Here is a 21,749-nt window from a genome sequence, read left to right as displayed (position 1 = left end):
TTGTATCGGAATAGCTCATGACTGAAGCACAAAGACATCAAATATTGCTGGATATGCTGGCGCAATTGGGCTTTGTTACCGTTGAGAACGTGATTGAGCGCCTGGGAATTTCACCGGCCACAGCACGCAGGGATATCAACAAACTCGACGAAAGCGGCAAACTCAAGAAAGTCCGTAACGGTGCAGAAGCCATTACCCAGCAGCGCCCACGCTGGACACCGATGAATCTGCACCAGGCACAGAATCACGATGAAAAAGTTCGCATTGCCAAAGCGGCATCCCAGTTAGTGAATGCAGGTGAAAGCGTGGTGATCAACTGCGGCTCAACCGCATTCCTGCTCGGACGTGAAATGTGCGGCAAACCCGTGCAGATCATCACGAATTATCTGCCGCTGGCAAACTATCTGATCGACCAGGAGCATGAAAGCGTGATCATCATGGGAGGGCAATACAACAAGAGCCAATCCATCACACTTAGCCCACAGGGCAGCGAGAATAGCCTGTATGCCGGACACTGGATGTTTACGAGTGGTAAAGGTCTGACCGTTGATGGACTGTATAAAACCGATATGCTGACGGCAATGGCAGAGCAAAAGATGCTTAACGTGGTCGGCAAACTGGTCGTGCTGGTCGATAGCAGTAAAGTTGGAGAACGCGCGGGAATGTTGTTCAGCCGTGCCGATCAAATCGATATGCTGATTACCGGCAAAAATGCTAACCCTGAGATCCTGGAACAACTTGAAGCTCAGGGCGTGAACATTTTGCGGGTTTAAAGGTGCTGGCGGAAAAACGATACTGTCGCAGCGAGCGCTTCTGGCGTGATGCGGTGTCGGACACCCGCTTCCCACAGGCAGGTTAGATTGTTATCCAGACCTGCCTGAATTAACGCCTGCTGCAAACGGAAAGTTTCCACAGCCGGAACCACATCGTCATCCTGACCATGCCACAACAGCAATGGTCTGTCGGCCATACGTTGCAACTGATGTGTAACATCCCACTCGGCCAGTGGGGCGATAATCTTATCAAATTCCGCCTGCTGTTCTGGCGTCTGAACCGCTACAGGAGGAAAAAGCGTTTGTGCAAGCCGGGTAAAATAACCCGACCCCATCAGGCTAGCTGCACATTTTACGTCAGGATGGCGTGCCATAATGCCCAGAGCCGTCATTGCCCCCATTGAGGCCCCCCCAACGGCAAGACGTTCATCTGATAGCCAATTTTCCGCCACCAGCGCCGCACGTAACGTCGTAAACTCCTGCATATTTTGCTGCAAAATCTGCCAGAAGCGATACATTCTCCCCTGTACATCGCTAGTGAAGCGGGCACCATGATCGGGCGCATCTGGCATCACGACCCGGAATCCGGCCTGTGCCAGAGCAACGGCAAAATAGCTGTAGACCAGACCGGAGGAGGTAAACCCGTGATAGAAGATAATACAAGGAAGTGGACACTCGCGTTTACCCGCAGGAACTGCGTGCAGGACAGGGATACCAGCCAGCTGGCGTGTTTCAATTTCTATCATTTGTCGCCTCTTTTTTTCTGGTATGCCATGGAGAAATACTTAACGCAAGTGAATGTGTTCAGCAATGATTCATAATGTTGAGAACTGGGTTACGCTTTCGCAACATTTTCATTCGAAAATCGCGTGAGAGATAACAATTCGGGAACATTCCCCTAAAGGGAATTTAATAAGGCACTACACTATGGCTATCAGGAAACGAGATAGAGTTATGCGTCGGTTTGCCTCTTTGTTGCTGGTGACGTTTTTAAGCGCCTGTAGCGTGTTACAGGGTACACCACAACCTGCACCGCCCGTAGCCGACCACCCGCAAGAGATCCGCCGCGACCAGAGCAACGGGTTGCAGCGAATAGGGACAGTCAATGCGCTGGTAAGAGGCTCTCCAGATGATGCGCTGGCAGAGATCCGTGCCAAAGCCGTCGCGGCTAAAGCTGATTATTACGTTGTCTTATTAGTTGATGAGACCGTAGTGACAGGCCAATGGTATTCACAGGCTATTTTGTATCGTAAATAACATTGGGTTGAAATTTAGTCAGCTTTACATTGCTTTGCGCCCCTATGCGTTTACCTGTGCACAATAAACCAACAGCAGGGAGCTTGAGGTTTATTATCGCGATGGAATGCCCTGCCATGTGTAGGGGTACGAATAATGGAGCTGACGATGAAACAATCACTTGCCTTATCCTCACTGCTGCTTTCTGCCGGACTGGTAGGTACAACGGCGCAGTCTGCTGAGTTCGCCAGTGCTGACTGCGTAACAGGCCTGAACGAAATTGGCCTGATATCGGTCAGTAACATTGCAGGAAACCCGCAGGACGTAGAACGTGTTGTGGCGTTAAAAGCGGATGAACAAGGTGCCTCATGGTACCGGATTATTCAGATGTATGAAGAACAGCAGCCAGATAACTGGCGCGTACAGGCCATACTTTATGCATAACAGATTGTCGGATGGCATAAACGTATCCTGCCTACATTGAACGCAGGCAGGATACGACGCGACAGCATCGCCATCTGGCATAGTATTACCGTATTCCCCCCGTTGCCCGCAGTAGCAAATCACCCTGCACCTGTGCAGACAACTGTTTTACACCACGCGTATCCAGCATCATCTGACACCAGGCCTGTGCGACTGGCGGAGAGGCATAACGCAGTATCTGCGCGCCACACCCGAGCAGAAAAAGCTGCTGCGTAATCTCCCTCGCCAACGCCTCACTGGGCTTACGTAGGTGTTGCTGCAACTGACGTACCATCCGATCGTAATGACGATCTTGCCCTTTTACTTCAGCAAAAGCCTCACTGAGCATATCGTACATGCCGGGTTGTTTCGTCAGCACCCGCAATACATCAAGACACATAATGTTGCCGGAACCCTCCCAGATACTGTTCACCGGCATTTCACGGTACAAACGGGGCAACTCACTATCTTCGCAATATCCCACCCCGCCCAGTACTTCCATCGCCTCGGCAACAAACGGCATGCCATTTTTGCAGATGGCAAATTTCGCTGCGGGTGTGAATAATCTGGCCCACAGGGCTTCTTTCGTATCGGTGCGGCGATCCCAGGCTCGCGCCAGCCGAAACAGTAACGCGGTCTGCCCTTCCAACTGCAACGCCATTCGGCTTAGTACCTGACGCATCATCGGTTGTTCGATCAAAGGTTTACCAAATACCTGCCGCTGATGTGCATGATAAATCGCCACGGAAAAAGCACGTCGCATCATGCTGTGGCTACCAAGCGCGCAGTCGAAACGCGTCATACCGCCCATTTTCAGGATGTGGCGAATACCTTCCCCTTCCTCGCCCAGTAGCCAGCCGATAGCATCCTGAAACTCGACCTCACAACTGGCATTAGAACGATTACCGAGCTTATCTTTCAGGCGTTCAAGGCGGATGGCGTTGCGCCGACCATCAGGCAAGAATCGCGGCATAAAAAAGCAGGACAATCCCCCCCTTGTCTGCGCCAGCACCAAATGCGCATCGCTTTGCGGCACGGAGAAAAACCATTTATGTCCCACCAGGCGATATGAGCCATCAGCAAGACGTTCAGCCTGAGTGGTATTGCTCAGCACATCTGAGCCACCTTGCTTCTCCGTCATTCCCATACCAATCAACAAACCACGCTTTTGCCCCCCCGGCAGTAAATGCGAGTCATAACGGTCGCTTAGCAGTGGCGTAAACCAATCATGAAATTGTGAAGGTAGCATCTGCAATAACAGCGGCGTGGCGGCAAAGGTCATGGTTATCGGGCACAAGGTGCCCGCCTCCACCTGCGCATGCAGCATAAAACGTGCAGCCCGGGCAACAAACGTACCCTGTCTGGCCTCCTCTTCCCAGGCCAGGTTATGCACACGGTTGGCGCACAGTCCCTGCATCAGCAAATGCCAGGCGGGATGGAAACGCACATCGTCCAGTCGCTGTCCCTGCAAGTCGTAGCGCAATAATTCAGGGGGAAAGGTATTGGCCAGGCGACCCAACTCAAGCGATTCCGCGGTCCCTAATTGCTGGCCAATACTGGCGAGAAGATCGCTGTCCCAGCCCGCGCCTTCGCGAGCAACGGCTTCACACAGTGCGCCATCGGACAGGTATAAGTTGCTGTTATTGAGCGGTACAGGTTGGTTAAAAACGGTATGCGTTTGCCAGTGCATTGTGTCTCCCTCCGTCAATGGCCGTCGCCATAAGTATGGCCAGTGAGAGAAGAGAGTGCCTGGGATAACGGTCACAAAAAAGCCATCCCGAAGGATGGCTTAAGAGAAGAGGGAATCAATTACCCGCGCTGACGAACAGCTTCGAACAGGCAAATTCCCGTCGCGACAGAGACGTTAAGCGATGAAACGCTCCCGGCCATTGGGATGCTGATCAGTTCATCACAATGTTCACGGGTCAGGCGACGCATACCTTCGCCCTCTGCGCCCATTACCAGCGCCAGACGCCCGGTCATTTTGCTTTGATACAGCGTATGGTCAGCTTCGCCTGCGGTGCCAACGATCCAGATGTTCTCTTCCTGCAACATACGCATGGTGCGCGCCAGGTTGGTCACGCGGATCAGCGGTACGCTTTCTGCCGCGCCACAGGCAACTTTTTTCGCCGTCGCATTCAATTGTGCAGAACGATCTTTCGGCACGATAACCGCATGCACACCGGCAGCATCTGCACTACGCAGGCATGCGCCCAGGTTATGCGGATCGGTGACGCCATCGAGGATCAAAAAGAACGGCTGGTCGAGTTCCGCAATCAGATCCGGAAGATCGTTTTCCTGATACTGACGACCCGGCTTTACTCGCGCAATAATCCCCTGATGAACCGCACCCTCACTTTTCTCATCCAGGAACTGGCGGTTAGCTAACTGGATGACAACACCCTGTGCTTCCAGCGCATGGATCAGCGGCAGCAGACGTTTATCTTCACGACCTTTGAGAATAAAGACATCCTGAAAGCGCTCAGGCGCACGCTCCAACAGAGCCTGCACCGCATGGATGCCGTAAATCATTTCACTCATGAATGTACTCGTTAATAGTTTAGGTGTACGCCGGGCGGCACGCTGGCCACCCGGCTTACGGTTTATGGCTTATTCCGTGACTTTCTTTTTCGCCGCGCGTTTGGCTTTGGTGGCGGCAGCGATTTTAAGCGTTTTCGCCGATGGCTTTTTCGCTTTTTTGTCGCTTTTTTTCTCAGCCGCTTTTTTATCCGCCTGAGGTTTGGCTCTGCCTTTTTTCTCACCGCGGAAAGCACTGTCCGGCTCGAAATTCACCTTTTTTCCCATCTGACGACGTTTACCGGTATTCTTACCTGCATCGCCTTTTTTGGCTTTTTCGCGCGCGGTTTTACCCTCATTGCGCGGAGCACGTTCGCTGGAAATCAGACTAAAGTCGATTTTGCGCTCGTCCATATTGACCGCTTCCACACGGACTTCCACACGATCGCCAAGGCGATACATCTGACCGCTGGATTCGCCTGTCAGGCGTTGCCCTACCTGGTCAAAACGATAGTAGTCGTTATCCAGCGAGGAGACATGCACCAGACCGTCGATAAACAGCTCATCAAGACGAACAAAGAAACCAAAACCCGTCACGCTGGCAATAACGCCCTTAAAGACATTACCGACCTGATCCAGCATAAAGTCACACTTCAGCCAGTCGGAGACATCGCGCGTGGCTTCGTCAGCACGGCGCTCTGCCATAGAACAGTGCTGGCCCAGTTGCAGCATCTCTTCCATCGAATAATGGTAACCACCCGTCTCCGTGGTGTTACCTTTATGGCCCTGCTCCTGCGCCAACAAATATTTGATTGCACGGTGCAACGAGAGGTCCGGATAACGACGAATCGGTGAGGTAAAGTGCGCATAAGATTGCAGCGCCAGACCAAAGTGACCACGGTTTTCCGGATCGTAAATGGCCTGTTTCATGGAGCGCAGCAACATGGTTTGCAGCATTTCTGCGTCAGGTCGGTCAGCAATCGACTCCAGCAACTCGGCATAATCACGCGGCTCTGGTTTGTTACCACCCGGCAGCTCCAGTCCCAGCTCGGCCAGTACCGAGCGGAAAGAGTTAATCGCTTCGGTCGTTGGCTTATCGTGAATACGGAACAGTGCAGGTTCTTTGGCTTTCTCAACGAATCGCGCCGCTGAGATATTCGCCATGATCATGCACTCTTCAATCAGCTTGTGCGCGTCATTACGCTGCGTCTGTTCAATACGCTCGATACGGCGTTCAGCATTGAAGATAAACTTCGCTTCTTCACTTTCAAACGAGATACCACCGCGCTCTTCACGCGCTTTATCCAGCACTTTGTAGAGGTTATGCAGCTCTTCAATATGTTTCACCAACGGCGCGTACTGCTCACGCAGTTCCTGATCGCCCTGCAGCATATGCCAGACTTTGGTGTAGGTCAGACGAGCATGGGAGCTCATTACCGCTTCGTAGAATTTAAAGCCGGTTAAGCGACCTTTTGACGAAATGGTCATTTCGCACACCATACACAGCCTGTCCACCTGCGGGTTGAGCGAACACAATCCGTTGGAAAGCACTTCCGGCAGCATCGGTACGACCTGCGACGGGAAGTACACGGATGTACCGCGACTACGGGCTTCCTGGTCCAGCGGGGTCGGTGGGCGAACATAATAACTTACGTCAGCAATCGCCACCCACAAACGCCAGCCGCCGCCACGCTTTTTCTCGCAATAGACGGCATCATCGAAATCACGCGCATCTTCACCATCGATAGTAACCAGCGGCAAATCGCGCAAATCAACACGCCCGACTTTCGCTTCTTCCGGTACTTCTTCTTTCAGACCGGCGACCTGTTTCTCTACTGCCTGCGGCCAAATATAGGGAATTTCATGAGTACGCAGGGCCATGTCAACGGCCATGCTGGTGCCCATATTATCGCCCAGCACTTCGACAATTTTACCCACCGCTTTGGTACGGCGAGTCGGGCGCTGGGTGAGTTCAACCACCACCACAAAGCCCATGCGAGCCCCCATCACCTCTTCAGGCGGGATCAGGATGTCGAAGCTGAGACGACTGTCGTCAGGAACCACAAAGCCTACGCCCGCATCGGTGAAGTAACGTCCGACAATCTGGCTGGTTTTTGGTACCAGTACGCGCACGATACGTGCTTCGCGGCGGCCTTTACGATCCGCACCCAGCGGTTGTGCCAGTACCTGATCGCCATGGATGCAGGTTTTCATCTGCTCGCTGGACAGGTACAAATCATCTTTGCGTCCTTCGACGCGCAAGAAACCGTAGCCATCACGATGGCCAATAACGGTGCCTTTTAGCAGGTCAAGACGCTCCGGCAGCGCGTAGCACTGACGACGGGTAAAGACCAGTTGCCCGTCACGCTCCATCGCGCGCAGGCGGCGACGCAGCGCTTCCAGCTGCTCTTCACCTTCAATATTGAGTTCAGCGGCCAGCTCATCGCGGTTGGCCGGTTTTTCACGTTTAGTTAAATGTTCGAGGATAAATTCCCGGCTCGGGATAGGGTTCGCGTATTTTTCAGCTTCGCGCTCCTGGAAAGGATCTTGTGACATCGAGGTTCCTCCATTGTCAGCTCTGATGAAGATTTTCGTCACTCCACCAGCAATAATTTATAAAGCGGTTGATTCTCTTCAACCAAATCAGCAAGTGTGTAGTTGTCCAGTTCCGTGAGAAAACTTTGCACTGCCTTAGAAAGCGCCTGCTTGAGTCGGCAGGCAGGGGTAATGTGGCAAAACTCGCTGCTACAGTTAACCAGCGATAAGGGTTCCAGCTCGCGAACCACATCACCAATTCCAATAGCTTTAGCCGGTTTGCCCAGGCGGATGCCGCCATTTTTTCCACGAATAGCAGTAACGAAGCCCGCCCGGCTAAGTTGATTGATTATTTTGACCATATGATTACGGGACACGCCGTAGACTTCTGTCACCTCAGAAATACTGGTCATACGTCCTTCGGGTAGCGACGCCATGTAGATTAGCGCACGTAATCCGTAATCGGTGAAACTTGTTAACTGCACATCAACCTCAGGAAAAGGGATAAAACGGATAAGCCTGGTAGTATTAATTATATTGATGATAAACCAGCCACCAGCCAGGTCGCTAATTTATTTCAGTTCGGGAAGGAAAAAAGCGAGGAATTCACTCTTTGTTAAGCCGGATGGCGGTGAAAAGTGCCTGATCCGGCCTACAAAATAACACATGCAGGCCTGATATGCGCAGCGCCAGCGGCACTGCGCCAAACATGATTATGCGTCGAACGGGTCGCGCAGGATCATGGTTTCAGTACGGTCCGGGCCAGTTGAGATAATATCAATCGGCACACCGGTCAGTTCTTCAATACGCTTGATGTAGTTCAGCGCTGCCTGCGGCAGACCACTACGTTCCTTCACACCAAAGGTGGATTCAGACCAGCCAGGCATGGTTTCGTAAATCGGCTCAATACCTTTCCAGTCGTCTGCTGCCAGCGGAGTAGTCGTGACTTCACGGCCATCCGGCATACGGTAAGCAACACAGATTTTAACCTCTTTCAAACCGTCCAGTACGTCCAGTTTGGTCAGGCAGAAGCCAGACAGGGAGTTAATCTGTACCGCACGGCGCACAGCGACGGAGTCCAGCCAGCCGGTACGACGACGACGACCCGTCGTTGCGCCATACTCGTTACCTTGTTTGCACAGGAATTCGCCGACGTCATCAAACAATTCAGTCGGGAACGGACCCGCACCTACACGCGTGGAATAAGCTTTGATGATACCCAGAACGTAGTCCACATAACGCGGGCCCAGGCCGGAGCCGGTCGCCACGCCACCCGCAGTGGTGTTGGAAGACGTTACGTACGGATAGGTACCGTGGTCGATATCCAGCAGAGTACCCTGCGCACCTTCAAACATGACGAAATCGCCACGCTTACGCGCCTGGTCCAGCAGATCGGAAACATCAACAACCATAGACGTCAGGATGTCGGCAATCGCCATCACATCATCCAGCACTTTCTGGTAGTCAACGGCTTCAACTTTGTAGAAATTCACCAACTGGAAGTTGTGATATTCCATCACTTCTTTCAGTTTTTCAGCGAAAGTTGCTTTATCAAACAGATCGCCAACGCGCAGACCGCGACGAGCCACTTTATCTTCATAAGCCGGGCCGATACCACGACCGGTGGTACCGATCGCTTTCTCACCGCGCGCTTTCTCACGAGCGTTATCCAACGCAACATGATAATCAAGGATCAGCGGACACGCTTCAGACAGCAGCAGGCGCTCACGAACCGGGATACCACGATCTTCCAGCCCTTTCATCTCTTTCATCAGCGCGGACGGAGACAGTACAACACCGTTACCGATGATGCTGGTTACATTCTCGCGAAGAATACCTGATGGAATAAGATGGAGGACGGTTTTTTCACCGTTGATTACGAGAGTATGGCCTGCGTTGTGACCACCCTGGTAGCGCACAACATATTTAGCCCGTTCAGTCAGAAGATCGACGATCTTCCCTTTACCTTCGTCACCCCATTGGGTGCCCAGTACGACGACGTTGTTACCCATTTTTCAAAATCACCGTTTGCTTAAAAATGGATTCTACCACCGCTTTTTCAGATATACAGCACTTTTTGCATCCAAAAATCCGCAAATTAGTCTACTTATTGATCAGCCAATCGTTTTCCTCAACATGTAGTAGACGACAATGCCCGCGACCACAAGACCTCCACCAAAACGACGCAAAATATTTTCAGGAAGTTGTGCCATCGCCGAGATCATTTTCTTCCAGGCGCGGGGATACAGCATAGGACCCAGGCCTTCCAGCACCAAAACCAGCGCGAGCGCCAGCAAAATTGTTGAGTTCATCCGTCGTCCTTATATAAAAAGAAAACCACCGCATCCCTGAGGATGCCGGTGGTTTTGCTGGTCTAAAACCGCTGGAGCTATTTTAGCGTGTTGCGCTATTCGGCGTCTTCATGTAACGGAAGAAATCGCTGTCCGGGCTCATGACCATTACATCCTGGTTTCCTTCGAAGCTCTTCTCGTAAGCGCGCAGGCTACGGATGAAGGCGTAGAAGTCAGGATCCTGACTGAACGCATCGGCAAACAATTTAGCGGCCTCTGCATCGCCTTCACCACGCATAATGCGGCCCTGACGCTCAGCTTCTGCCAGCGTTTTAGTGACTTCATAGTCCGCTGTTGCACGCAGTTTTTCCGCTTCTTCCTGACCCTGTGAACGATGGCGACGTGCTACCGCTTCACGCTCAGCGCGCATACGGTTGTAAATAGCCTCGGACACTTCAGCTGGCAGGTTGATTTGCTTGATGCGCACATCGACCACTTCGATACCCAGTGCCGCCATACTGTTCGGGTTGATGACCGGGACTTTACCGTTCGTTTCAGCCTGCACACGTTCAGCCGCTTCGGCAATCGCGCTATCCGCCGCCGGAGTCGCGACTTCATCTTCTGTGCCAGCAGAACCGGAGTTCAGCGCGTCACGGACTTCCAGGGTCAAACGACCACGGGAATCGGTAACGATATCTTTCACGTCCAGGCGACCGATTTCAGAACGCAGACGGTCAGAGAACTTACGTTTCAACAACACTTCTGCCTGAGAAACATCACCACCGCCCGTTGCCAGGTAGTAGCGGCTAAAGTCACTGATGCGCCACTTAATGTAGGAGTCAACGATCAGGTCTTTCTTCTCTTTGGTAACAAAGCGATCGGCCTGGTTGTCCATGGTCTGAATACGCGCATCCAGCATCTTCACGGATTCAATAAACGGAATCTTGAAGTGCAGGCCTGGTGCAACCACCAGCGGCTTGTTGTCATCGTCACGCAGAACTTTACCAAAGCGTAGGGTAATCCCGCGCTCGCCTTCTTTGACCACAAAGACAGACATGAACAGAACTACCAGGACGATGATGATAATCGCAATAACTGACTTACGCATCGTTATTCCCCCTGACGCTGGTAGTCGTTACGCTGCGCATTCGCGCGGCGTTGGTCCATAATATCGCCCTGACTGGTGGACGAGGTGTTGCTTGCTCCAGTGCTGGAAGACGTTGCCGGTGGCAGACGCAGCAGATTTGAACTGCTGTCAGTCTTAGCTGCTGGCGCAGTACCGCCTTTCAGCATCTGATCCAACGGCAGAACCATCAGATTACTGCCCTTATCGTTAACCAGTACTTTACGGGTATGGCTCAGCACTTTTTCCATGGTTTCGATATACAGACGCTCGCGAGTAATCTGCGGTGCGGCTTTATATTCCGGCAGAATTTTTGCGAAGCGAGCCACTTCACCCTGTGCTTCCAGGATGGTCTGGGTCTTATACGCACGCGCTTCTTCCAGAATACGCTGCGCTTGACCGTTTGCACGTGGCTGAACTTCGTTGGTATACGCTTCTGCTTCACGGATGTACTGCTGCTCGTTTTCACGCGCTGCGATAGCATCATCAAACGCCGCTTTTACTTCTTCCGGCGGGCGTGCAGCCTGGAAGTTGACGTCCAGCAGGGTGATACCCATATTGTACGGACGAATGGTTTCTTCCAGTTCACGCTGGGTATCGCTACGAATAACGGTACGCCCTTCAGTCAGGATACGATCCATGGTGTATTTACCGATGACTCCACGCAGGGCGCTGTCAGTTGCCTGACGCAGACTGTCATCCGCGCTGGTTACGCTAAACAGGTAACGCTGTGGATCGGTCACACGGTACTGCACGTTCATTTCAACGCGCACGACGTTTTCGTCTGATGTCAGCATCACGCCGGATGCTGCAAGTTCACGCACAGCTTCAACGTTGACCGGAGTCACTTCGTCGATAAAGGTCGGTTTCCAGTTCAGACCCGGCTCAACCAGATGGCTGAATTTACCAAAGCGTGTCACTACACCACGTTCCGCTTCTTTAATGGTGTAGAAACCACTAGCCGCCCAGATAATGACGATAGCTGCCGCTGCGATAGTAAAGACTCGGCCCCCCAGTTGCGGACGCGGGCCTTGTGATGAGCTACCACAGCCAGAACCCGTACCTTTACCGCCACCCAAACCACCGAGTTTTTTACTCAGTTTGCGGAAGATATCATCCAGATCGGGAGGTCCCTGATCGCGACCACCTTTGTTTCCATTTCCCTCAGGGTTGCCGCCAGGTTTGCTGCTTCCCCAGGGGTCGCGGTCTTGTCCGTTATTACCGGGCTGATTCCACGCCATTTTTGTGCTCCATATTTGTTATGCGATGCTATACCTGCGTCTTTTGCGCAGCAGATGCGTTGGCTACGTCTTTCACCCCCAGTCACATAGTTGACTATGCTCCTGGAGATTTCAGGACTTGCCGCCTTCCTGCCGCATAAAATCCACGAGGAATAGAGGCGAAAAAATCTTCAGGCCATATCCGTCAGGTCAGACAACATAGTCTTCCAGTGCCGGTTCTTGTTTACAGAGGCGACGCCAGTCTACGATCGGCATACGTACTTGCAGACCTACGCTACCGTCTTCCTCCATCCACTCTTTCTCTATTGCCTGAAGTTGGTAAAACCGGCTTCTCAGTCGTCCTTCCTGCGGCGGCAGACGCAACGTATGTTGCGCAACCTCACCGGAAAGTCGCTCTGTCAAAGCCTGAAAAAGCTGTGGTATGCCAATTCCCGTTTGCGCTGAGACCCACACGCGAATGGGTTTATTCTCTTCATCTCTGTCGATACGCGGTTCAAAATCATCCAGCATATCGATCTTATTCATTACCAGCAGCGTCGGGATTTCATTTGCATCGATCTCTTCAAGAACCGTGTCGACGGCCTCAATGTTTTCCTGCACACGAAAATCTGCCGCATCAATAACGTGCAACAGCAAGGTCGCCTGACGAGTCTCCTGCAAAGTGGCCTTAAACGCCGCCACCAGGTCGTGTGGCAAATGACGGATAAACCCTACGGTATCCGCCAGCACGGTTTCACCGACATCCGCAACGTCTATTCGACGAAGCGTCGGATCCAGGGTCGCGAACAGTTGATCCGCTGCGTAGACCCGGGCTTCGGTTATCTGGTTGAACAGGGTGGATTTTCCGGCGTTGGTATATCCCACCAGTGATACGGTTGGGACATCCGCTTTCTTGCGCGACTGCCGCCCCTGCTCACGTTGCTTTTCAACTTTTTCCAGGCGCGACTGTATTTGCAAAATGCGATTACGCAGCAAACGACGGTCGGTTTCGAGCTGGGTTTCACCCGGACCACGCAAACCAATCCCGCCTTTTTGCCTTTCAAGGTGAGTCCAGCCACGGACCAGGCGTGTAGCCATATGGCGCAACTGCGCCAGCTCAACCTGCAACTTCCCCTCATGGGTCCGCGCACGCTGGGCAAAAATATCTAAAATAAGACCAGTCCTGTCGATAACAAGACACTGGCATAACTGTTCCAGGTTACGTTCCTGGGCAGGGCTTAGAGCATGATCAAAAATCACCACCGCAGCGCCAGTCGCTTTTACGGCTTCAGCAATTTCGATTGCCTTACCTTCACCAACAAAATACTTCGGGTGCGGTGCTTTACGGCTCCCGGTAATCACCTGCATTGCTTCGACACCGGCGGAAGAAACCAGAGATTCAAACTCCTGGAGGTCTTCCATATCTTTGTCTTGCGAAAAATAGATGTGTACCAGTACCGCCTGCTCACCGGCATCATAACGGTCAAACAAGCGTCAACCCCTTAATATATATCAACGGGGAACGCAGGATCTCTGGCTCCCCGTGTGTAAAACAGCCTAAAACCTTATTCGGTTTCTTCGCTGTCCTGTTGCGCTGATGAACCCTGCGCGTTGCTACCGTGATGGTAGTTGCTGCCAGTGCCGCCGGTGGCATTATTACTGTGATGAGAAACCGGGCGAGACGGGACAACAGTAGAAATCGCGTGCTTATAAACCATCTGGCTGACCGTGTTTTTCAACAGGATCACGAACTGATCAAAAGACTCGATTTGACCTTGCAGCTTAATACCATTCACCAAATAAATAGAAACTGGAACACGTTCCCGACGCAGTGCGTTCAGGAACGGATCTTGTAAAGATTGCCCCTTAGCCATTCTCTCTTTTCCTTATATGCTTATTTGTACTTTGAACCTTTCGATTCTGAAAAATTGCGCACGATACGTTTCAATTGTACACATTCAGTTCGCGATAGCACCAACAACCTGTAATACTTCGTTTCGCGCCTGGTCAGGCTTTTCACTGTCAAGCCAGTGCACCCCTTCCCAACCACGCAACCAGGTTATCTGCCGCTTCGCTAACTGCCTCGTGGCGCAAACACCTCTATAAACCATTTCATCGTATGAAATTTCGCCTTCAATGTATGACCACATCTGGCGATACCCTACACAACGAATGGAAGGCAAATCCGTATGCAAATCTCCTCGGGCAAAAAGCGCCCGGACTTCTGCTTCAAAACCTGAAGCTAACATCTGATGAAAACGCTGCTCAATTCGCTGATGGAGCAATTCACGGCTCGCCGGAGCGATCGCAAACTGGTGCACCTCATACGGCAAAGCATCTCCTGACGTTTGCGTCAGCTCCGTTAAAGTTTTACCCGAAATGAAAAAAACTTCCAGTGCCCGGGAAAGTCTTTGCGGATCATTTGGATGAATCCGCGCCGCAGCTACCGGGTCAATCTCCTGAAGCTGTCGGTGTAACGCGTCCCATCCACGCTCTGCCGCCTGCTGCTCGATTCTGGCCCTGACCTCCGGGTCCGCCGACGGTAACGGTGACAACCCTTCAAGCAACGCTTTGAAATATAACATTGTGCCACCCACTAACAGCGGGATACGCCCCGCTGCGGTGATATCGGCCATCTCGGCTAACGCATCGCGACGAAAATCCGCTGCAGAATACGCTTGCGCCGGATCACGAATATCCAGCAATCGGTGTGGTGCGGCCTTCAATTCATCAGCATCAGGTTTCGCGGTGCCGATATCCATCCCCTTGTAAATAAGGGCGGAATCAACGCTTATCAACTCTACGGGCAAAACTTTACGCAATTCAATTGCTAATGCCGTTTTACCGGAGGCCGTCGGCCCCATTAAAAAAATTGCCTTTGGCAGGCTCGCCTTACAGGTATCACTCATGTTTCAGGGCGTTCATTACCGAATGTAAATCAACAGGTTGTAACAGACCACCCGGCGGCGCCTTCACGAGTTGTGGGCATAGCCGCTCAACATCCGCCAACAGCGTAATCGCCTGGGCCATGCTCCACTGCGGATGCTCGCTCATCAGGTTACGTGCAATCCACTGCGCAATATTGCCCGGTTCGAATACGGTTTGCTGCGCCAGGTAGCCTATCAGTTCAGGAATCAAGATTTGTAAATTTTGTTGGCGTAAGGGTAAAGGCACCGCTCGGATGGTCACATGCTGCGCATCCAGCTGAAATTCAATCCCCAAATCAGCCAGCTGGCTTTGTCCTTTTTGCAACGCTGCTTTTTCATCAGCGCTGACTTTTAGACGCAACGGGATCAGCAGTGGCTGAGCGCAAACAGGGCCCTGCCCAGGCGTAAGCTGCGCCTGACGCAACCACCGTTCCGCAACAGGTAACGCCAGCAGCCGAATCTGGCCATCGCTTTCCAGTAATGCACAATCTGTCCCTACGATAGTCAGCACCCGTCCAAACCCCTGACTGTTGCCAGTAAGGGGTACCGCCGCTGTTTCAGCGACAGGTGGTTTGTGCATCGGGGCCGGTGTCTGCAGCAGGCGCTGATATATTTCGCCCTGCTGCTTTTGATATCCAGGCTGGGCATGTGGCCAACTGGCGCTTGCCTGCCCCTGGCGACCACTTCCACTACTGGAAGAGGCAGAATAACGGGGAGTAGCAGGTTCACGCGCTGTCGCAGGTTCGGCAAAATGGTTACGCCCTGCCGCCACGCGATTTTCCGGGATGTGTCTCGGGGCGGGTTCTTCATCATCAGCCAACGGCAGCGAGGTTTCCAACTGCTGTTGCAGGACGCTTAACACCCCTTGATAAATAAAATCATGCACCAGACGAGACTGGTGAAAACGTACCTCATGTTTGGCTGGATGCACGTTTACATCTACCTGATGCGGGTCGATTTCCAGATACAGTACAAATGCGGGTTGCTGATCGGCGCCCAGCTTATCTTCACAAGCCTGGCGAATGGCATGGTTGATCAGTCTATCGCGCATCATCCGGCCATTCACATAGCAGTACTGGATTTCTGCCAGCGCCGCTGTCGTGTGGTTCGGATCGGCCACCCAGCCGCGCAGCGTCAAATCGCCATGCTGCCATTCAATCGCCAGAGCATGCTCCAGAAACGGCGTCCCGCAAATAGCACCCAGTCGACGCTCTTTTTGTCCATCCGCCGCTACGGCACGATACTGGCGCACCATTTTGCCGTTATGCGACAGATTAATCGTCACATCGAAACGCGCCAACGCAATGCGGCGGATAATTTCGTCGATGTGGCTAAATTCCGTTTTCTCCGTGCGCATAAACTTGCGTCGTGCTGGCGTGTTATAAAACAGATCCAGTACTTCCAGCGTGGTCCCCACCGGATGCGCAGCGGGTTTAACCGTCACATCCATGTCACGCCCTTCAGCATAGGCCTGCCAGGCTTCGGGTTGTTCTTGCGTACGCGATGTCAGGGTTAAACGGGAAACCGAGCTGATACTCGCCAGTGCCTCTCCACGAAATCCAAGGCTGACGATAGCTTCGAGATCATCAAGCGAAGCAATTTTACTGGTGGCATGACGCGCCAGCGCCAGCGCCAGCTCGTCTTTTTTAATCCCACAGCCGTTGTCACGAATACGGATAAGCTTCGCCCCGCCGCGTTCGATATCAATATCGATGCGCGTAGCACCCGCATCGATGCTGTTTTCTACCAGCTCTTTAACCACCGACGCAGGTCGTTCCACCACCTCGCCTGCGGCAATCTGGTTCGCCAGCTGTGGCGGTAGAACCTGAATCGGCATGGCTAATCCTTAGTTTGTTAACGTGCTGCCAGGCGATACGGCGCTGGCAGTTTGCGCCGGTGCGCCCTGTGGGCCGGTTTGCATCGGATGCGTCTGGAAATAGTTACGCAGTCCTTTGTAAATCGCCTCGGCCAGTTGCTGCTGGTAATCATCGCTTGCCAACAGCCGTTCTTCGCTGTTGTTGCTGATAAAGCCGGTTTCAACCAGGACTGACGGGATATCCGGCGAGCGCAATACGCCAAGGCTGGCGTGTTCCGGGCGGCGTTTGTGCATCGAACCTATTCGCTCTAACTGACCGATCATGCTGGTCGCCACATCATACCCGACACGCTGCGAATGACCGAACTGCAGGTCCAGTACGGCCTGACTGAGATATGGATCGGACTGGCTGTTAGCCAGCACATCACCCGCGCCGCCCAGCAATTCCGACTGTTTCTCGTGTTGCTCCAGCCAACCGGCCATTTCACTGTTGGCACGACGGTTTGACAACACCCATACTGAAGCGCCAGTCGCATCGCGGTTTGGTGCGGCATCCGCATGAATAGAGACCAGGAAGTTGGCATTTTGTTTACGCGCAACATCGGAACGGCCCATCACCGAGATAAAGTAATCGCCGTCACGGGTGAGTACCCCCTTAAACATCGGATCATCATTCAGCAAGCTGCGCAGTTTGCGCGCCACAGCAATAGTGACGTTTTTCTCGCGTGTACCACCAGGGCCGATCGCCCCAGGGTCCTGTCCGCCGTGTCCGGCATCGATAGCAATAACAACTTTATCGCCATTGCTGACGCGAGCCTGAGCTGCCGGTCTCGTGGCCGTATTGCTGCTGGTCACAGCGGTGGTGCGATCATTTTCTGCTTTAAACGGATTACGTGCTGGCTCTACGGGACGTGGAGCAACGGCCGGTGCCTCGACACGCTTGACCACCACAGGTGGCGGTGGCGGCGGCGCATCAGCTTTAATCGTAAACACAACGGTGTAATTGCCACCGTTTTGTCGTTTTACGGCTTCAGCTTTTCCGTTTTCGGTTAAATCGACGACCAGCCGCAGAGACTGGGCATCGTTTGGCGTACCAGAACGGATCGCCTTCACCAGATTATTGCCGCTGAACAGCAGTGGTAATCCCTGAATCACACCTGTTTGTTTAATATCCAGCGTGACCGTTCGTTTCCCCTCCTGCGACACAGCGTATTCCGGCTCACCGATAAAGCTCAGCGTAATCCGCGCCTGTTGATCGCCATTGGAAACCTGAAGATCGGAGAGGCTGGCGGCCCCTGCCTGCGCGCACAGCAGGACCAGGGTTGCCATCAGCCAGTTTCTGATGCGATAAATCATCCCGCCACCCTTAAGGTTAATCGGCTAAACGCGCCAGCAATAAATCACCCGATGAGGAGACAGCACTTACGCGCGCCTCACGACCTTGCGCCTGATATTCAATGTGTATTTCGACGTCCGGGTCTGGCAGTACACCTTTACCTTGTTGCGGCCATTCCACCAGGCAGATGGCATCATTGGCAAAATAATCACGGATCCCCATAAATTCCAGCTCCTCCGGGTCCGCAAGGCGATACAGGTCGAAGTGATAAACCATTAAATTATTGAGCGCATAGGGTTCGACCAGCGTGTAGGTCGGGCTTTTTACATTACCTTTGTGCCCTAACGCCTGCAGGAATCCCCGACTGAAGGTTGTTTTACCCGCCCCAAGGTCGCCATATAAATAAATAACCGTCGCGCCGTCACAGGCTTTGGCTACTCGCAGTCCCAGGTCTAAAGTTGCCTGCTCATCAGGTAGTGGAATTACTCGATTCATCATGATAAACGTCAATCACATCAGGGTTAACAATACGCTGTAGCGTGGTAAAGAGATCTGTCGCCAACATGCCGCGCATACCAAAACGCGCTGCCAGTACATCCGCCGCCGCACCGTGCGCAACACATCCCGCACACGCTGCATCATACGGGGTAAGCTTCTGTCCGAGCAATGCGCCAATAATACCGGAAAGCACATCCCCCATCCCGCCGCTGGCCATTCCGGCATTGCCGGCATCAATAATACCCAATGCAGCCTGTTCAGAGGCGACTACCGTCCCCGCGCCTTTCAGCACCACCACACCTCCGTACCGTTTTACCAGACGTTGTGCGCAAAGTAAGCGATCGTCTTCAATTTCTGCAATGGAACAACCCAGCAACCGTGCTGCCTCACCCGGATGCGGCGTGATCACGCGATTGTGACGTTTATCGGGATTGATTGCCAGCAGGTTAAGCGCATCGGCATCCCAGAGCATCGGTTTGCGAAAATTCTCGACCTTTTGCAATGCTTTTTTGCCCCACTCCTGCTGTCCAAGACCAGGACCAATCACCACGACATCTGCCCAGGCCAAACCCTCTTCCAGCGTCTTCGGCGTTAGCGTATCGACCATGAGTTCCGGTCGGGCAGTCAAAATGGGGGCGATATTTTCACTGCGCGTCAGCACGTTGACCAACCCAGCCCCCGCACGCAGCGCCGCTTCACCGGCCATACGAATGGCGCCCGCCGTGCCGTGGTCACCGCCAATAATGACCAACCGACCATGGGAACCTTTGTGTGAGGTAGGTCGACGTGGTGTTAACCAGTGCGCAAGCTGCGAGGCGTCATAACGCTGAATCGGCGCATCTTGCCCGGCAAGCCAGGCGTCCAACCCAAGCGCGTTAAAGTGCAGATGTCCGGTAACATCGCGCGCTTTGCCAGTTAACAGCCCTGGTTTCAACGCAATAAAGGTGACGGTATGCGCTGCATTTATCGCCGCCCCCGGTGTCGCTCCTGTTTGTGCCAGCAGGCCAGAAGGAATATCTACGGCGACGATGGGGGCAGGATGGGCATTGGCATGCTCAATCAGCGTCCGGAGAGGTTCGCGCGGTGCCTGTTTTAAACCGGTCCCCAACAGCGCGTCGATAATGACATCCACACGACCAGGCCAGACGATATCTGTTGAATGGATCACGCCCCCCGCATTAAGCCAGGCATCACGCGCCTGCTGTGCTTCCTCGGGCAGCGTTTTATCGCTCTCCTGCGCCAGCAATGTGACATCAATACCCAGCGCTTTGGCGAGTCTTGCCACCACATACCCATCACCGCCATTGTTACCGTGGCCGCACAGCACCAGCCAATGTTGAGCGTGCGGATATGCGTTCCGGGTAGCCTGAAACACTGCCTCTCCCGCGCGCAGCATCAGTTCATAAAGCGTCAGCCCTAAGTTGTCTGCCGCCTCTCGTTCCATCCGTTTGATGTCATCGGCGTGCCAGATGGAGTGTGGTATACTTGCGAGGTTTTTCTTCATTGTATGGTCCGTCATGTCAGAGCCCCTCGATCTCAATCAGTTAGCGCAAAATATTAAGCAGTGGGGGCTGGAACTTGGCTTTCAGCAGGTCGGTATTGCCGATACCGACCTCAGCGAAGCCGAACCCAAACTGCAGGACTGGCTGGATAAACACTATCACGGCGAGATGGACTGGATGGCCCGTCACGGCATGATGCGCGCCCGACCTCATGAATTATTGCCCGGTACATTACGCGTTATCAGCGTACGAATGAACTATCTTCCTGCCAACGCAGCCTTTGCCAGTACGTTGAAAAATACCTCTCTGGGCTACGTCAGCCGGTACGCACTTGGACGTGACTACCATAAGTTGCTACGTAACCGCTTAAAAAAGCTCGGCGAGATGATTCAACAGCACTGCGCTTCGCTGAATTTTAGACCTTTTGTCGATTCTGCGCCCATTCTTGAGCGTCCACTGGCGGAAAAAGCCGGGCTTGGCTGGACGGGTAAGCACTCACTTATCCTTAACCGTGAGGCTGGCTCATTCTTCTTTCTCGGTGAGCTACTGATCGATTTGCCCCTCCCGGTTGATAAGCCAGTCGAAGAAGGATGCGGGAAATGCGTGGCCTGTATGACCATTTGTCCTACCGGTGCTATCGTTGAACCGTATACTGTCGATGCCCGCCGCTGCATTTCTTATCTGACTATCGAGCTGGAAGGTGCTATCCCGGAAGAGTTTCGCCCGCTACTGGGGAACCGCATCTATGGCTGCGATGACTGCCAGCTCATCTGCCCCTGGAACCGCTATTCGCAACTGACTACCGAAGATGACTTCAACCCGCGCAAGCAGCTTCATGCACCAGAGTTAATTGAGTTGTTTGGCTGGAACGAGGCGTGGTTTTTGAAAGTGACGGAAGGTTCTGCCATTCGTCGTATTGGCCATCTGCGCTGGTTGCGGAATATCGCCGTTGCGCTGGGAAATGCCCCCTGGGATGAAGCCGTAATCAATGCGCTGGAAACCCGCAGAGGTGAGCACCCACTTCTCGACGAGCACATATCATGGGCGGTTGCCCGGCAAATTGAGAAGCGAAATGCCTGCGTAGTGGAAGTGCAGTTACCGAAGAAACAACGTCTGGTCAGGGTCGTTGAAAAAGGATTGCCGCGCGATGCTTAAGTCATCCACAGCTTGTGTATAAAAATAAAAACACATTGATATTCAAGAAGGAAAAAATCGTCAAGTGATCGTATTAACAATTTGAAATGATAATTAACTCAATAATTTCAATTGGTTATGAAGATATTATTCACCCAGCGAAGTTATTTGCATTCAAGGAATGATGCGTCGACCTGTGGATAAGTCTGTTTACAGAAGTATGTCAATGGCGAAATAAAACGTCCCCAACGCGATACTACGTTGTGGATATTTTTATTGAGATAAGAATTTGGAGCGGGAAACGAGACTCGAACTCGCGACCCCGACCTTGGCAAGGTCGTGCTCTACCAACTGAGCTATTCCCGCTTAATCTTCGTCT

20 protein-coding genes and 1 tRNA gene are annotated in these 21,749 nt (G+C 52.8%); 4 read left to right on the top strand and 17 right to left on the bottom strand.

The genetic code is table 11. The annotated features are described in order from the left end of the window. The first annotated feature begins 17 nt into the window (after window positions 1-17). Entirely contained in the window at window positions 18-773 is a 756-nt protein-coding gene (gene ulaR, locus ACLJXE_RS22990) for an HTH-type transcriptional regulator UlaR (RefSeq protein ID WP_410752136.1), read from the top strand. Here ulaR and yjfP read toward each other — a convergent pair. Beyond that, complete coding sequence (gene yjfP, locus ACLJXE_RS22985; RefSeq protein WP_410752135.1) at window positions 770-1,519, bottom strand: esterase; 750 nt, start codon at window positions 1,517-1,519, stop codon at window positions 770-772. The two genes, ulaR and yjfP, sit on opposite strands and share 4 nt — an antisense overlap. Window positions 1,520-1,700: 181 nt before the next feature. Here yjfP and bsmA point away from each other — a divergent pair, with 181 nt between their 5' ends. Together bsmA and yjfN are read left to right on the top strand one after the other, a co-directional pair. Next, window positions 1,701-2,030 (top strand): biofilm peroxide resistance protein BsmA, encoded by a 330-nt coding sequence (gene bsmA / locus ACLJXE_RS22980; protein ID WP_271440281.1) that lies wholly within the window; start codon window positions 1,701-1,703, stop codon window positions 2,028-2,030. A gap of 147 nt (window positions 2,031-2,177) precedes the next feature. Then, entirely contained in the window at window positions 2,178-2,453 is a 276-nt protein-coding gene (gene yjfN / locus ACLJXE_RS22975) for a DUF1471 family protease activator YjfN (RefSeq protein WP_005134428.1), read from the top strand. Between the two features lie 85 nt (window positions 2,454-2,538). Here the strand turns inward: yjfN and ACLJXE_RS22970 are convergent, their stop codons facing one another. The 15 genes from ACLJXE_RS22970 to nnr form a co-directional block, all read right to left on the bottom strand. After that, on the bottom strand, window positions 2,539-4,161 hold the full coding sequence (locus tag ACLJXE_RS22970; RefSeq protein WP_410752134.1) for an isovaleryl-CoA dehydrogenase: 1,623 nt from the start codon (window positions 4,159-4,161) through the stop codon (window positions 2,539-2,541). Between the two features lie 119 nt (window positions 4,162-4,280). Continuing rightward, window positions 4,281-5,012 (bottom strand): 23S rRNA (guanosine(2251)-2'-O)-methyltransferase RlmB, encoded by a 732-nt coding sequence (gene rlmB / locus ACLJXE_RS22965; protein WP_271449154.1) that lies wholly within the window; start codon window positions 5,010-5,012, stop codon window positions 4,281-4,283. A 69-nt stretch (window positions 5,013-5,081) separates the two neighbouring features. Continuing rightward, window positions 5,082-7,544, bottom strand: a complete 2,463-nt coding sequence (rnr, locus tag ACLJXE_RS22960) for a ribonuclease R (protein ID WP_410752133.1) — start codon at window positions 7,542-7,544, stop codon at window positions 5,082-5,084. A gap of 38 nt (window positions 7,545-7,582) precedes the next feature. Then, a complete protein-coding gene (gene nsrR / locus ACLJXE_RS22955) occupies window positions 7,583-8,008 on the bottom strand; it encodes a nitric oxide-sensing transcriptional repressor NsrR (protein ID WP_005134424.1) in 426 nt (141 codons plus the stop codon). Between the two features lie 228 nt (window positions 8,009-8,236). Next, the gene (purA, locus tag ACLJXE_RS22950; RefSeq protein ID WP_005134423.1) at window positions 8,237-9,535 is read right to left on the bottom strand and encodes an adenylosuccinate synthase; all 1,299 of its coding nucleotides are present in this window, start codon (window positions 9,533-9,535) and stop codon (window positions 8,237-8,239) included. 102 nt (window positions 9,536-9,637) lie between these two features. Beyond that, window positions 9,638-9,835 (bottom strand): DUF2065 domain-containing protein, encoded by a 198-nt coding sequence (locus tag ACLJXE_RS22945; protein ID WP_286630546.1) that lies wholly within the window; start codon window positions 9,833-9,835, stop codon window positions 9,638-9,640. Between the two features lie 82 nt (window positions 9,836-9,917). Further along, a complete protein-coding gene (hflC, locus tag ACLJXE_RS22940) occupies window positions 9,918-10,922 on the bottom strand; it encodes a protease modulator HflC (RefSeq protein WP_286630545.1) in 1,005 nt (334 codons plus the stop codon). A 2-nt stretch (window positions 10,923-10,924) separates the two neighbouring features. After that, entirely contained in the window at window positions 10,925-12,178 is a 1,254-nt protein-coding gene (gene hflK, locus ACLJXE_RS22935) for an FtsH protease activity modulator HflK (RefSeq protein WP_410752132.1), read from the bottom strand. Between the two features lie 189 nt (window positions 12,179-12,367). Then, the gene (hflX, locus tag ACLJXE_RS22930; protein WP_032937767.1) at window positions 12,368-13,648 is read right to left on the bottom strand and encodes a ribosome rescue GTPase HflX; all 1,281 of its coding nucleotides are present in this window, start codon (window positions 13,646-13,648) and stop codon (window positions 12,368-12,370) included. Between the two features lie 74 nt (window positions 13,649-13,722). After that, entirely contained in the window at window positions 13,723-14,031 is a 309-nt protein-coding gene (gene hfq / locus ACLJXE_RS22925) for an RNA chaperone Hfq (protein ID WP_003025584.1), read from the bottom strand. 84 nt (window positions 14,032-14,115) lie between these two features. Further along, on the bottom strand, window positions 14,116-15,066 hold the full coding sequence (gene miaA / locus ACLJXE_RS22920; RefSeq protein WP_410752131.1) for a tRNA (adenosine(37)-N6)-dimethylallyltransferase MiaA: 951 nt from the start codon (window positions 15,064-15,066) through the stop codon (window positions 14,116-14,118). Beyond that, on the bottom strand, window positions 15,059-16,921 hold the full coding sequence (gene mutL / locus ACLJXE_RS22915; protein ID WP_410752130.1) for a DNA mismatch repair endonuclease MutL: 1,863 nt from the start codon (window positions 16,919-16,921) through the stop codon (window positions 15,059-15,061). The genes miaA and mutL overlap by 8 nt, the downstream gene beginning before the upstream one ends. 9 nt (window positions 16,922-16,930) lie before the next feature. Beyond that, entirely contained in the window at window positions 16,931-18,256 is a 1,326-nt protein-coding gene (amiB, locus tag ACLJXE_RS22910; RefSeq protein WP_410752129.1) for an N-acetylmuramoyl-L-alanine amidase AmiB, read from the bottom strand. Between the two features lie 16 nt (window positions 18,257-18,272). After that, window positions 18,273-18,734, bottom strand: coding sequence for a tRNA (adenosine(37)-N6)-threonylcarbamoyltransferase complex ATPase subunit type 1 TsaE (gene tsaE / locus ACLJXE_RS22905; protein WP_410752128.1), 462 nt, complete (start codon window positions 18,732-18,734; stop codon window positions 18,273-18,275). Further along, complete coding sequence (gene nnr, locus ACLJXE_RS22900) at window positions 18,706-20,253, bottom strand: bifunctional ADP-dependent NAD(P)H-hydrate dehydratase/NAD(P)H-hydrate epimerase (RefSeq protein ID WP_410752127.1); 1,548 nt, start codon at window positions 20,251-20,253, stop codon at window positions 18,706-18,708. The genes tsaE and nnr overlap by 29 nt, the downstream gene beginning before the upstream one ends. Between nnr and queG the strand changes: the two genes are divergently transcribed. Further along, complete coding sequence (gene queG / locus ACLJXE_RS22895) at window positions 20,252-21,391, top strand: tRNA epoxyqueuosine(34) reductase QueG (RefSeq protein ID WP_410752126.1); 1,140 nt, start codon at window positions 20,252-20,254, stop codon at window positions 21,389-21,391. The two genes, nnr and queG, sit on opposite strands and share 2 nt — an antisense overlap. Before the next feature lie 269 nt (window positions 21,392-21,660). Here the strand turns inward: queG and ACLJXE_RS22890 are convergent. Further along, a tRNA-Gly gene (locus ACLJXE_RS22890) sits at window positions 21,661-21,736 on the bottom strand. Window positions 21,737-21,749: the final 13 nt, after the last annotated feature.

This window comes from Citrobacter sp. U14242 (genome assembly GCF_046555775.1).
Classification (GTDB): Bacteria; Pseudomonadota; Gammaproteobacteria; order Enterobacterales; family Enterobacteriaceae; genus Citrobacter.
The sequence above is the reverse complement of the archived record's forward strand: the minus strand, read 5'-3'. Positions and strand labels throughout refer to the sequence as shown.

Coding starts and splice junctions, on each gene's coding strand:
- ulaR (WP_410752136.1), top strand. CDS start 18: ATGACTGAAGCACAAAGACATCAAATATTGCTGGATATGCTGGCGCAA.
- yjfP (WP_410752135.1), bottom strand. CDS start 1,519: ATGATAGAAATTGAAACACGCCAGCTGGCTGGTATCCCTGTCCTGCAC.
- bsmA (WP_271440281.1), top strand. CDS start 1,701: ATGGCTATCAGGAAACGAGATAGAGTTATGCGTCGGTTTGCCTCTTTG.
- yjfN (WP_005134428.1), top strand. CDS start 2,178: ATGAAACAATCACTTGCCTTATCCTCACTGCTGCTTTCTGCCGGACTG.
- ACLJXE_RS22970 (WP_410752134.1), bottom strand. CDS start 4,161: ATGCACTGGCAAACGCATACCGTTTTTAACCAACCTGTACCGCTCAAT.
- rlmB (WP_271449154.1), bottom strand. CDS start 5,012: ATGAGTGAAATGATTTACGGCATCCATGCGGTGCAGGCTCTGTTGGAG.
- rnr (WP_410752133.1), bottom strand. CDS start 7,544: ATGTCACAAGATCCTTTCCAGGAGCGCGAAGCTGAAAAATACGCGAAC.
- purA (WP_005134423.1), bottom strand. CDS start 9,535: ATGGGTAACAACGTCGTCGTACTGGGCACCCAATGGGGTGACGAAGGT.
- ACLJXE_RS22945 (WP_286630546.1), bottom strand. CDS start 9,835: ATGAACTCAACAATTTTGCTGGCGCTCGCGCTGGTTTTGGTGCTGGAA.
- hflC (WP_286630545.1), bottom strand. CDS start 10,922: ATGCGTAAGTCAGTTATTGCGATTATCATCATCGTCCTGGTAGTTCTG.
- hflK (WP_410752132.1), bottom strand. CDS start 12,178: ATGGCGTGGAATCAGCCCGGTAATAACGGACAAGACCGCGACCCCTGG.
- hfq (WP_003025584.1), bottom strand. CDS start 14,031: ATGGCTAAGGGGCAATCTTTACAAGATCCGTTCCTGAACGCACTGCGT.
- miaA (WP_410752131.1), bottom strand. CDS start 15,066: ATGAGTGATACCTGTAAGGCGAGCCTGCCAAAGGCAATTTTTTTAATG.
- mutL (WP_410752130.1), bottom strand. CDS start 16,921: ATGCCGATTCAGGTTCTACCGCCACAGCTGGCGAACCAGATTGCCGCA.
- amiB (WP_410752129.1), bottom strand. CDS start 18,256: ATGATTTATCGCATCAGAAACTGGCTGATGGCAACCCTGGTCCTGCTG.
- tsaE (WP_410752128.1), bottom strand. CDS start 18,734: ATGATGAATCGAGTAATTCCACTACCTGATGAGCAGGCAACTTTAGAC.
- queG (WP_410752126.1), top strand. CDS start 20,252: ATGTCAGAGCCCCTCGATCTCAATCAGTTAGCGCAAAATATTAAGCAG.
- nnr (WP_410752127.1), bottom strand. CDS start 20,253: ATGACGGACCATACAATGAAGAAAAACCTCGCAAGTATACCACACTCC.